The organism is Allocellulophaga tsushimaensis, assembly GCF_055383085.1.
In genome coordinates this window covers 523,827-536,428 of sequence record NZ_AP039451.1, presented here as the reverse complement: position 1 = coordinate 536,428, position 12,602 = coordinate 523,827, and the positions used below count along the sequence as shown (strand labels likewise).

Genomic DNA, 12,602 nt, shown 5'->3' with positions numbered 1-12,602 from the left:
CCCATATATTTTGTATCTTTATTTTTGTAATGGGAAAGTTTTTACAACAAATTACTGCTATTATAATGGCGCTTTTAGTTTTTATATCTACCCTGTCTTTTTCGGTAGATATGCATTTTTGTGGCGAACATTTAGTAGATATAAGTTTTAAACATGAAGCTCAAACTTGTTTAGAAAAAGCTGGTGTTACGGATCTTGATATGGTGCAGGCTATGGAAAAAATGGGCTGCTGTTCGGATCAAGAAATTACTCAAAAAGGAAAAGAAGATTTAAAGATAAATTTTCATTCGCTTTCTTTTAAACAGCAGTTTTTCATTACTACTTTTCAATATACGTATAGCAATTTATTTGATGCTAAGGTCATAAAACCTATGCGTTCTGAGTATTACCCTCCACCCATTCTCATCAAAGACATTCAATTATTAGATGAGGTCTTTTTAATTTGATGAACTACTCCTTTTTCAATGTTCTTCGGTATTAAGAATATTGTAATTAACGTAAGCACACGTTAATTTTTAATTTTAAAAAGGATTTTAAGTATTAAATTAAAAAAATCATGAAATATACATACAAGCTTATTGGTGTACTATTTTTTATAGCATCAAATGCTTTTGCTCAAGGCCCACCAATAACGGCAGATAAACCCATAATGCTAGGAGGTAAGAGTTTTACAACAAAAACATTAACAGAGATTCGAAAAACGGAACGCGGTACCTTTACATATGTTCCGCTGATGTTACATTATCTGCCTACATCAAATACATTAATTGCGGTGCATTTACCTTATGTGAAATATAATTTTAATAGTGGTGGTTCCGGTAATGGCCTAGCCGATATTAAAATATTAGGAAAATATCAATTTTACAGAAAAGATGCTACTGGAAAAACCTTTAGAGTTATTGCAAAAACACTACAATCTTTGCCAACTGGTGAAGCCTTAGATCTAGTAGATTTAAGTACAGGGAAATATGCGGGTTATTATGGTGTAGTAGCAGGTTTAGAAACCTTAAAATATGGAATTTCTAACGAATTTGGTTACAATTGGATGCCAGATGGTACCTTAGACGAAGTGAGATATAAGTTAGGTTTTGGACTTCCATTGTTAAAACCACAATACCCTAATAAACAAGTAAATCTCTATTTTGAATATACAAATTCCTGGTTGCTAGAAAGAGATTGGTACCAACTACTTTATGCACAAGGAATACAATACGCAGGGAAGAATATTACGTTTGATTTAGCGGTACAAGTACCCTTAGTGAATGATGTTGCCTTTGACAGAAAATTAGATTACAGTCTCTTTTTAGGGACAAGATATACTTTTTAAGAAAAAATTAAAGACAAGAAATGATGAAAAAAATAATAATAACAATTTTTACAGTAGTACTAACCGTTTCTTTTGTAACAGCACAAAAACAAATGGATAAATTTATGGTACAAGTAGATGGCTTAGGCTGTCCGTTTTGTGCATATGGATTAGAGAAGAAATTTAAAGAATTTAAAGGGATTAAAGAAGTTAAAATTAATATAGAAACAGGAGATTTTAGTTTTAGTTATCCAGCAGAAAAGAAACTTTCTTTAATAGCAGTAGAAAAAAAGGTTGAAAAAGCGGGGTATACACCCATCACTTCTAGAATAGAACGTGCTGATGGTACAATTGAAGAGACAAGTGTAAAAACAGCATCTAAAATAGAAGGACTAGCAATACAATCTGAAGTACTAAAAGTAGCAGGTAATTGTGGTATGTGCAAAGCACGAATAGAAAAAGCAGCTTTTAAAATAGAAGGCGTTTCTAATGCCATTTGGGATGAGAAAACAAAATTGTTAAAAGTAGATTTTGATGCTAAAAAGACAACTATAGCAAATGTAGAAAAAGCAGTTGTATCTGTAGGTCATGATACCGAAAATCATAAAGCAAAAAAGAATACATACAAGGAATTACCAGCATGTTGCCAGTATGAACGTACCCAAAAATAAGCCCATGAAATCTATACTTAGTTTTGTTTTAGTAGTAGTGCTATTGTTTTCTTGCAAAAAAGAAGATACAATACCTAAAGAATGGGTATTAGAAAAATCAATTCAATTAGATGGGATTAATCCAATAGGAATTGCGGTTTTAAACGATAAATTATGGCTTTCAGATGGGGATCATAATAGAGTTGTTGAAATAGATGATGCAGGAAAAATAATTTCTAGTATTGACGCTCTTGATAGGCCTATGCATATTGCGGCGTATGACTCAAGTTTATTAATACCTCAGTACGGGAATGATAGTATTTTAACATATTCAAATTCGCATGTTTTACCAAGTATTATTTTCCCTTCAGATAGTTTAGATGCTCCTTCTGGAGTAGCAATACGAGATAAAGAATTGGCTATTGCAGATTTTTATAACAATAGAATTTTATATTTTAATGGGACTGACTGGCTTTCTTTTGGAAAAGAAGGAAAGGCAGAAGGTGATTTTTATTACCCTACCGATGTACAAATTACTGAAAGTGAAATTTGGGTAGCAGATGCTTATAATAATAGAGTGCAAGTTTTTGATAAAAATGGAAAGTTTTTGAAAATGATAGGGAAGGAGCAAAAAATGAATGCGGCAACAGGTCTTTTTGTTTCTGATAAGTCGCTTTTTGTGACAGATTTTGAAAACCATAGAGTCTTAGTTTATGATTTAGAAGGAAACTTAAAACAAGAACTTAAAAAAAACATACAGAAACCAACAGATATTTTACAGTTAAGGGATATTCTCTACATTATAAATTACGGAAGTGGAACATTAAATAGTTATACTTTAAAACCAATAAAAGAGAAAATCTAAAATGAAGCAAACTTTTTATATTACTGGGATGACCTGTAATGGCTGTAGAAAAGGGGTGGAAGAAAAGCTAAACGCGCTGCCAGATGTAATTAATGCATCCGTAAATCTTGAAAAAGGAGAAGCAGTTTTAGAAGCTTCAAATACTTTGACAGCTGCTGTTTTAGAACTTGTTTTACCAAATAAATATTCAGTTTCTGAACATAAAAAAATAACGGTTTCGTCTTTAAAAGATACGAATGCAAAAACAGAAAAATCTAAATTAGAACAGTTAAAACCTTTATTCCTCATTTTAACATATATTACCATTGCTAGTAATTTTATGCATTACAAAAACTGGATAGTTATTGAAGTAATGCTAGATTTTATGGGCTTATTTTATCTGGTCTTTAGTTTTTTTAAATTCTTAGATGTAAAAGGGTTTTCAAGCTCATTCCAAATGTATGACCCATTGGCAAAAGCTGTTCCTTTCTATGGGCAGGTATATCCTTTTATAGAAACGGTTTTAGGTGTATTGTTTTTAATGCGATTTCAGATAGATATTGCCTTAATAGCAACACTACTCATTTTGGGAATTACAACCATAGGAGTTACTAGAACACTTTTGAGTAAAAAAACAATTCAATGTGCTTGTTTGGGAACCGCGTTACAATTACCAATGACAGAAGCTACTTTTATAGAAAATGCAATTATGATTGTAATGGCGGTTTTGATGTTAGTTGGTCTGTAATATGGGAGTTTTTCGCTTTGCTAGTTTATGGATTTATATGTTCCACTAGTTTAGAAGTTTATTTAAAAAAGTTTATAAGTTTATAGGTTTAATAGTTTATAAAGATTATTTTTTGCTAACTGCTAACTGCTAACTGCTAACTGCTAACTGCTAACTGCTAACTGCTAACTGCTAACTGCTAACTGCTAACTGCTAACTGCTAACTGCTAACTGCTAACTGCTAACTGATTAGTCTTTCTTATTCACCAAACCTTTTGTAAACTCATTTAAGGTTTCTACCTTTTCTTCAAAATCACCTTTTATCGTTTTTCTAAATTCGTTTAGGTTTTTTACAAGATCATCTATATTATTCGGAATTACATCTTCAAAAAACTGACGTAAGCGTTTTGCTGTGGTAGGGGATTTTCCGTTTGTGGAAATGGCAACTTTTACGTTTCCTTTGGTAACAATACCGCCCATATAAAAATCGCAAAAGGGAGGATTGTCTGCTACATTAACAAGTATTTTACGAGCCCTGCAATCATGATATACTTGTTCGTTTACAGGGACATTATCTGTAGTAGCAATAGCAATATTTTTACCTTCTAAATATTTTTCGTGATAGGCATCAAAAGTAATCTTTACATGATGTTTACGGGCAAGCGCAAGCGTAGTATCCATAAATTCTAGAGAAACCATATGCACTACAGCATCAGGGCTAGATTTTAGTAAAAATGTTAATTTTTCTAAAGCAACATTACCACCCCCAACAATTAAAATGTTAAGCTGTGCTGTTTTTAAAAAAATAGGATATAAATTGTTGCGTTCTTCCATATCAATGCATACTTTTTGAAAACTCAAAATTATGCTTATTTATAAAGTTCTACAACTGAACTTTATGATAAACTAACTTAACCTTTCACAAATTACGGTATTCATAAATTTTCTTGAATAGCATAGGAGACATTTTTGTGCCCTATTTTTGCTGTTTCTCCAGTAGATATCACATCTTTAATGGCAAATTAAAGAGCTAAGTAAAAGCCCAAATATTTTTCCCATTACATTGAATTTCGGTATAATTATGACATTTAATTAAAATAAAGTAGCTTATTTAATTAATCCGAAAAAGCTTTCCTATATTTGCACTGTTGTGTTGCATTTCATTAGAAATGCGAGTTGTGGTAGCTATTATTTTTATAATAGAAACCAGTGAAAGGCTTTCCTTATGGGAGGCTTTTTTTGTTTAGAAGAGTTATTTTTTTAAAAAATCTAGTCTCTATTAACTCTATATGTAATTTTTCTATTCGTAATAACACTTCCAGTGTTAACAGTTAACGTAGTTATATCTGAAGTTTCTATTCCACAGACAAAAGCAGAATTTGTTATGATTACTCTGTATTGCACATTGTTTTCTGAAAGTGTAATGTTATTAATTTGAAGCGTATTGGTTGTTGTGCCAGTATATAGTGCTGTTTCAGCTATATCTACCCAAACTGTTCCATCAAATAATTGCCATTGAAAAGTATCTGCATTAGTAGTACTTGCAGTAATAGTTATTGTTGCTCTTGAAAAAGTGCTTTGGTTCAAAGGGGGTTGTATCGTAATACTTGGTATTGGGCCAAACTCCACATAATCTAATATACTATTTGTATTATTATCATTTGGTGTAGTATACCCATCTGTTCCAGATGTAACAACGCCATTAGGGTCAATTGTTATGGGTAAAGGACCTAAAATTCCATCTGCATTATTATCGGTAAAACCAGCTTCTAATACATCATTGCAGCCATCACCATCACTATCCAATTCTGTAAAGTCTAAATCTCCATCAGAATCAGAGTCAAGAATGGTGTAGTTAATAATTCCACTATCTTCTTGCCCCACATCTTGAACACTATCGGGAATCCCATCTGTTCCTACAGGACCAGTTAATCTACCACCGGTATTCGCTACATTGTGTCCAGCTTCTAAAGCATCATAAATACCATCATTATCACTGTCTAAATCTACACAAGACCGTAGAATATCTCCGTCTAGATCGGACATAGGAGTGAGTGTATACCTAAAACTATCAATTCCATGTACATCTTCTCCACCATTACCAGCAATAAAAGTAGATGATGTTCTAATTTCTATTTGATTTACAGGTACATCACTAATAAAACCAAAAAATTGCTCTAAATTTTGCCCTAAAGTAGCTGTCCCTAGAGGGTTTCCGTTTGGGTCTTGTATATTTAAATCTCCAGTATTACCAGCACCTATACTGTTACCCGTAATACTGTAAGCTAAAGTTCCATCTAGGAAAACTTCCCATACATTAGTAAAACTATCTTGCTGCCCATTATCAAAAATATCCATGAGATCAAACCCAAAACTATAAACAGAATTCGTAAAATTAATAAACGTAGAAAAGACAATATCGTTATCTGGTTCAACACTAGCATCACCAGGGGCTATACTTAAACCAGAACCTGTGTTTCCTGATATAAAAGGATCTGCAGTAGTAGCAGCTACAGTTATAGTACTTGCAGTAGCATCACTAGTAACGGTAACAGTTCCGTTTGCAAATGTAGGAGAGGTAAAATCTAAATCTTCACTTATGATACCACCTAATTCTAGTACAGTTTGTTCCCATCCTGATTCGGCATACCCTAGAGCATTAATATTATTTGATATGGTAAAAAATTGTGTGTTATGCAAGGTGAAAAAAATAGCATCTGGCTCTGTGTTACCACCAGTAGGGGGATCCATAGGGCATTCTACACTATCAGGAATCCCATCATTATCATCATCCAAATCGCAAAGATCTCCAATACCATCTAAATCTAGATCTGCCTGATCAGGGTTAGGAGTTGTAGGGCAATTATCTACATCGTTAAGAATTCCATCATTGTCATCATCATTTGTAGGTGGAAAAACACCAGTAATCAGAATATTATCTAAAAAAGCCATATCATCACCAAAAGACCAGTTATTTCCAACATTAGTAATTCTAATTGTTGTATTTGCAGAAATAAACGGAGTAATATCCCCGCTAAAAGATCCTGCATTATTTGCTCCTGTTTGTCCAAGAACTGTGAAAAATGGAGAAAAGGTTACTCCATCTGATGATATTTGAATAGTAAGATTTTCATTGGTTTCTAAAGCAGAGATGCGCCAATCAAAACCTAAAGTAGCAGATGTTGCACCTGTCAGGTCAACGGTTCTGCTTATTGCTTCGGTAAAGAGAAAAGTAAAAACAAGCTCTCCTCCTGCAATAGATATAAAACCGGCTGCAGGGTCGCCATCGTCTCCAACTTCCACCCAGTTGGAAGACCAACTTTGAGAACCATCATTGTTTCCATAGTTTACATTACTAAACTCATCTAAATAAGTTTCTTGCCCATAGATATTAGTGACTAATAACAGAAAGCCCATTAGAATAGATAACGTAATGTAGTTGCATTTTTTAATTGCCATTATATTTTTATATTATTTCTGGATAACCCAATAAAATTAGAGGAATACCACTCTAAAGAAAAATAAATGTTGTGAAAATGACTTTTTGCCCAGTAAATGACCATAATTAAAGCTTATAGATAAATTATATAACAATGAGGAGCTTACGGTAAAGAAAAATACTACAATATTGAGATTCATAGCATTAGATAGTTAAACGTTTACTCAAAAATAAATGTTGTTCAGAAACATACAGCATGCACTTTTATTGTAAATTTATACTGTTTTAAAAGCGTTATTTATGCCACTATATCATAAGCTTGGGAAAATGCCACAAAAGAGGCATACCCAATTTAAAAAAGAAGATGGAACTTTGCATTATGAGCAACTTTTTGGAACTATAGGTTTTGATGGAATGTCTTCTTTAATGTACCATCTACATAGGCCTACCCAAGTTAAAGAAGTAGGAAAAACATTGGACATAACACCTAGAGCAGCTGAGGTCTTTAATATAAAATCTAGATTGTTAAAAGGCTTTGATATTAAACCAGAGGATGATTATTTACAAAGTAGAAAAACGATTCTGTTTAATACAGATGTTCATGTTGGGCTTGCGGCGCCTAAAAAGTCTATGACGAGTTATTTTTATAAGAATACTGATGCAGATGAGTTGCTTTTTATTCATAAAGGAACGGGTACTTTAAAAACCATGCTAGGCGAAATTCCGTTTGAATACGGTGATTATTTAGTGATTCCTCGTGGAATGATTTATCAGATTGAGTTTGATACGGAAGACAATAGATTATTAATTACAGAAAGTTATCACCCTATATATACCCCAAAACGTTACCGAAATTGGTTTGGACAGCATTTAGAGCATTCTCCATTTTGTGAGCGTGATTTTAAATTACCGCAGAATTTAAAAACCTATGATGAAAAAGGATCGTTTTTAATGAAGGTGAAAAAACAGGGACAATTACACCATCTAACCTATGCAATACACCCTTTTGATGTAGTTGGTTGGGATGGTTATAATTTTCCTTATGGGTTTTCTATTCATAATTTTGAACCGATTACAGGTAGAGTGCATCAACCGCCACCAGTGCATCAAACCTTTGAAACTAGTGCATTTGTAGTATGCTCTTTCTGCCCTCGTTTGTACGATTATCATCCAGAATCTATACCAGCGCCCTACAATCATTCTAATATAGATTCAGATGAAGTGTTGTATTATGTAGATGGCGATTTTATGAGTAGAAAAGGAATAGACAAAGGTTATATTTCTTTACATCCTGCTGGTATTCCTCATGGGCCACATCCAGGAACTTATGAAGCAAGTATTGGAAAAAAAGGAACAGAAGAATTAGCAGTAATGATAGATACTTTTAAACCCTTACAATTAACACAAGTTGCTATGGATATTGATGATGGGAAATATTATAAATCTTGGTTAGAATAATAGTTAAAAATAGATTGGAACTCGCAAAATATAAAAATGAAAAAAGTATTATTATTTCTCTTAATTGTTATAACATTTTCATGTAGTGATAAAAAAGAAGAAGATTATTTTAAAAAGTTTGAAGTTCGTAAAGGAACCAATATTGCACATTGGCTATCTCAAAGTAAGCGAAAAGGAACTGAACGAGTAGAATTTTTTACAAAAGATGATATTGCAGCTATAGCAGCGATGGGTTTTGATCATATACGGTTGCCCATTGATGAAGCAAATATGTGGGATGAAGAAGGAAAACCATATGAAGATGCTTTTCAGTTATTGGAAAACGGCATAAAATGGGCTGCGGAGTACAAATTAAGAGTAATTGTGGATCTCCATATTTTGCGTTCGCATTATTTTAATGCAACAGTAAAACCCTTATGGACAGAACCTGCGGAACAAGAAAAATTCTTTGACCTATGGCGACAACTTTCCAAACGCTTGCATAAATTTCCAAATGGGCAATTGGCCTATGAATTGATGAACGAAGCTGTAGCGGATGATAATGAAACATGGAATAATTTATTGATAAGGGCATTTGCTGCAATCCGAGAATTAGAGCCTAATAGAACTATTGTTATTGGCTCAAATAGATGGCAATCTGTTGATACTTTTGATGAATTGGAAGTGCCGGCTAATGATAAAAATATTTTATTAAGCTTTCATTTTTACGAACCTTTTTTAATGAGTCATTATGAAGCGCGATGGACTGAGTTAAAAAATTATCACGGTCCAGTACATTATCCGGGAATAATTTTAACCGAAAAAGAATTTAATGAATTGCCTGAGGAAGAACAAGTTATTGCAGAGAAATGGGTGGGTGAAGTGTTTAACAAAGAACGTATTCTGGAAATGTGGAAAAAACCTATTGCAAAAGCAAAAGAATTAGGCTTGCCTCTTTATTGTGGTGAATTTGGTATTATGGCAACAGTTCCTAAAAACGATCGCTTAAATTGGTATAAAGATATGATAGATCTTTTTGAAGAGACTAATATTGGCTACAGCAATTGGAATTATAAGAGTGATATTTTTGGTTTGCTAAATAAAGATAAAAGAAATGATGAATTAATTAATATTGTTTCTGCTGCTGGCGTTGAATAATGAGAAAATAGTTAAATTTAATTGTTGTAATGCATTACAAAATGTACTACAGAAGCTCCTAGTTTTGCTGTTTGCGCATCAATATCATATTTAGGATTCATCTCAGCAATGTCTAAACTGACCAATTTTTTAGTATCTAGAATAATTTTTAAACAGGCTAAAACAATATCTGGTGCAAATCCCATAGGTGAAGCAGCGCTAACACCAGGTGCGTATGCAGCAGAAAAACCATCCAGATCTATAGTAACATAAGCATAATCTACCGTCTTTAAAAAGCTGTTTAATATATTTGTTACTTTTTTTAAATGTAACAGATTAAAATAGTCATTCGTTATAAATTGTACCTTATATTCTTTCGCAGTTTCAAATAAAATACGATCATTAGCCTCTTTTCGAATCCCTAAGCAGAGGTAATGAAATGGGGTGTTATTATTTTTACAATCTTGTGCAATCTGGTAAAAAGGTGTTCCAGAAGTATTATTGTTATCATTAAAACGTAAGTCAAAATGCGCATCAAAATTTATAATTCCAATTGATTTATTCGTGTTGATGTGGCTTTTAATCCCCTTATAATGTGCATAAGCAATATCATGACCACCACCTAAAAGTATTGGTAACGCATTTTGGTTTAATAATAAAGCTACTTTTTTAGATAAGTTTGCTTGTGCAATTTCCATATTGCCTTCTAAGCATAGTATTGTACCCACATCAGACAATTGGGTATTGACTTCTAAATGGTTAGGCATTTTTGCAAGTTGTGTTTTAATCGCATCGGGACCATCAACTGCACCAATCCTTCCTTGGTTTCTTCGTACTCCTTCATCACAAGCATAGCCTAATAATGCTATTTTATTTTTATGCATATGAATTTCCTCATTTTCGAGATCTATCCCTTTTACTTTTTCATGCAAATACAATTCTTGACCAGAGTTTCTACCCCTCCATAAATCTAGATTTGGTTTTTTATATGTTTTCATTATAAAGTGCTTTTAAAATTTTTTCGTCTACCATATGTGGTATGGTTATTTTTAATGTAGCGGAGCGCTTCATTTCTCTTTGTATTGCAAATAAAGCTTCTTTGTTTCTCGCCCAACTCCTTCTAGATATCCCATTATTTACATCATAAAAGAGCATGTTTTTAAGGCGTTTTGCAGCAGCTTTTGATCCATCTAAAACCATTCCAAAGCCACCATTGATAACTTCTCCCCAGCCTACACCGCCACCATTATGGATAGAAACCCAAGTTGCACCTCTAAAACTATCTCCTATAACATTATGGATGGCCATATCTGCGGTAAATTTGCTGCCATCATAAATATTGCTTGTTTCTCGGTAAGGAGAATCGGTACCACTAACATCATGATGATCTCTTCCTAAAACAATTGGAGCAGAAATTTTACCTGTTTTTAGTGCTTTGTTAAATGCTAAGGCAATTTTTGCCCTACCTTCTGCATCTGCATATAAAATTCTAGCTTGCGAGCCTACTACAAGTTTGTTGTTATGAGCTTCTTTAATCCAAGTAATATTATCTTGCATTTGCTGTTGAATTTCTTCTGGAGCAGTTTTTTTAATTTTTTGCATAACTTTTAAAGCGATCTGGTCAGTCTTTTTAAGATCTTTTGCTTTTCCAGAGGTGCAAACCCATCTAAAAGGACCAAAACCATAATCGAAACACATAGGTCCCAAAATGTCTTGTACATAAGAGGGGTATTTAAAATCAATGTTGTTTTTTGCCATAACTGCTGCACCAGCACGAGAAGCTTCTAATAAAAACGCATTGCCATAATCAAAGAAATAAGTGCCTTTTGCGGTGTGTTTATGAATTGCTGCAGCATGCCTTTTTAAGGAAGCCTGTACTTTTTCTTTAAAAGTAGCTGGATCTGTACTCATTAGGATATTAGCGGCTTCAAAAGATAAATTAACAGGGTAATACCCGCCAGCCCAAGGGTTATGTAACGAGGTTTGATCTGACCCTAAATAAACAAAAATATGCTCGTCATAAAATCGCTCCCAAACAGTTACTACGTTGCCTATATATGCTATAGAAACTACTTCATTTTTATGTTGTGCTTCCTTTACCCTAATAACCAAATCATCTAACTTGTCTATCAATAGATCTACCCAACCTTGTTGATGTCTTTTTGTAGCTGCAGCTGCATTTACTTCTGCACAAATCGTAATACAACCAGTAATATTTCCTGCTTTAGGCTGTGCGCCGCTCATACCACCGAGTCCAGCAGTTAAAAAGATTTTTCCATTAGGATTTTCATTTTTCAGTAATACTTTTCTAAAAGCATTCATTACGGTAATAGCTGTACCATGTACAATTCCTTGCGGACCAATATACATGTATGAACCTGCTGTCATCTGCCCGTATTGGGTTACGCCTAATGCATTGTATTTTTCCCAATCATCTGGTTTGGAATAGTTTGGAATCATCATCCCATTAGTAACTACAACTCTAGGTGCATTTTTTGATGATGGAAATAAACCCATTGGGTGACCAGAATACATATGCAAGGTTTGCTTATGGGTCATTTCTGCTAGGAATTTCATAGTAAGCAAGTATTGCGCCCAATTTTGAAATACTGCTCCATTACCCCCATAAGTAATTAATTCTTCAGGATGTTGCGCTACAGCTGGATCTAAATTATTTTGTATCATTAGCATAATAGCAGCTGCTTGGGTAGTTTTTGCTGGATATTTAGAAATAGCACGTGCGTACATTTTATAGCCTGGTTTAAATCGGTACATGTAAATACGCCCATATTCTTCCAATTCAAATGCAAATTCTTTAGAAAGTATAAGGTGCCATTTTTTTGGAAAATAGCGTAATGCATTTTGTATGGCAAGCACCTTTTCGTCTATAGTAAGAATCGCTTTTCTTTTAGGGGCATGATTGCTGTTTAAGCAATAAGCCCTTGGAGGAGGTATTTTGTCTGGAATTCCTTGAAGTATTTGTTGCTTAAAATTCATTTTTTATTAAGAGTATTAAGTACTAAGTACAGAGTGTATGCTTTGTTTTGTTAAATGCGTTGTAC

General features: G+C 33.4%; 11 protein-coding genes. 7 read left to right on the top strand and 4 right to left on the bottom strand.

From position 1 onward, the window contains the following. Positions 1–29 precede the first annotated feature (29 nt). The 5 genes from ACZ451_RS02410 (at position 30) to ACZ451_RS02390 (ending at position 3,548) form a co-directional block, all read left to right on the top strand. Positions 30–446 carry an HYC_CC_PP family protein gene (locus tag ACZ451_RS02410; protein WP_464215491.1) on the top strand — a complete coding sequence of 139 codons (417 nt, stop codon included), beginning with the start codon at positions 30–32 and terminating at the stop codon, positions 444–446. Positions 447–556: 110 nt separating this feature from the next. Further along, positions 557–1,327: a hypothetical protein gene (locus tag ACZ451_RS02405; protein ID WP_464215490.1), complete on the top strand. Its 771-nt coding sequence runs from the start codon at positions 557–559 to the stop codon at positions 1,325–1,327. Positions 1,328–1,350: 23 nt separating this feature from the next. Continuing rightward, positions 1,351–1,977: a heavy-metal-associated domain-containing protein gene (locus ACZ451_RS02400; protein WP_464215489.1), complete on the top strand. Its 627-nt coding sequence runs from the start codon at positions 1,351–1,353 to the stop codon at positions 1,975–1,977. A gap of 4 nt (positions 1,978–1,981) precedes the next feature. Next, the gene (locus ACZ451_RS02395; protein WP_464215488.1) at positions 1,982–2,821 is read left to right on the top strand and encodes an NHL repeat-containing protein; all 840 of its coding nucleotides are present in this window, start codon (positions 1,982–1,984) and stop codon (positions 2,819–2,821) included. Position 2,822: 1 nt separating this feature from the next. Next, positions 2,823–3,548: a heavy-metal-associated domain-containing protein gene (locus ACZ451_RS02390; RefSeq protein WP_464215487.1), complete on the top strand. Its 726-nt coding sequence runs from the start codon at positions 2,823–2,825 to the stop codon at positions 3,546–3,548. A 228-nt stretch (positions 3,549–3,776) separates the two neighbouring features. Here the strand turns inward: ACZ451_RS02390 and ACZ451_RS02385 are convergent, their stop codons facing one another. Together ACZ451_RS02385 and ACZ451_RS02380 are read right to left on the bottom strand one after the other, a co-directional pair. After that, positions 3,777–4,361, bottom strand: coding sequence for a precorrin-2 dehydrogenase/sirohydrochlorin ferrochelatase family protein (locus ACZ451_RS02385; protein WP_464216884.1), 585 nt, complete (start codon positions 4,359–4,361; stop codon positions 3,777–3,779). A 435-nt stretch (positions 4,362–4,796) separates the two neighbouring features. Next, positions 4,797–6,986 (bottom strand): thrombospondin type 3 repeat-containing protein, encoded by a 2,190-nt coding sequence (locus ACZ451_RS02380; protein ID WP_464215486.1) that lies wholly within the window; start codon positions 6,984–6,986, stop codon positions 4,797–4,799. A gap of 280 nt (positions 6,987–7,266) precedes the next feature. Between ACZ451_RS02380 and ACZ451_RS02375 the strand changes: the two genes are divergently transcribed. Together ACZ451_RS02375 and ACZ451_RS02370 are read left to right on the top strand one after the other, a co-directional pair. Next, a complete protein-coding gene (locus tag ACZ451_RS02375) occupies positions 7,267–8,424 on the top strand; it encodes a homogentisate 1,2-dioxygenase (RefSeq protein WP_464215485.1) in 1,158 nt (385 codons plus the stop codon). Positions 8,425–8,460: 36 nt separating this feature from the next. Next, the gene (locus tag ACZ451_RS02370; protein ID WP_464215484.1) at positions 8,461–9,561 is read left to right on the top strand and encodes a glycoside hydrolase family 5 protein; all 1,101 of its coding nucleotides are present in this window, start codon (positions 8,461–8,463) and stop codon (positions 9,559–9,561) included. A gap of 17 nt (positions 9,562–9,578) precedes the next feature. On the opposite strand, the gene hutG is transcribed toward ACZ451_RS02370, so the two are convergent. Together hutG and ACZ451_RS02360 are read right to left on the bottom strand one after the other, a co-directional pair. Beyond that, positions 9,579–10,538 (bottom strand): formimidoylglutamase, encoded by a 960-nt coding sequence (hutG, locus tag ACZ451_RS02365; protein ID WP_464215483.1) that lies wholly within the window; start codon positions 10,536–10,538, stop codon positions 9,579–9,581. After that, the gene (locus ACZ451_RS02360; protein WP_464215482.1) at positions 10,525–12,537 is read right to left on the bottom strand and encodes a urocanate hydratase; all 2,013 of its coding nucleotides are present in this window, start codon (positions 12,535–12,537) and stop codon (positions 10,525–10,527) included. The genes hutG and ACZ451_RS02360 overlap by 14 nt, the downstream gene beginning before the upstream one ends. Positions 12,538–12,602 lie beyond the last annotated feature (65 nt).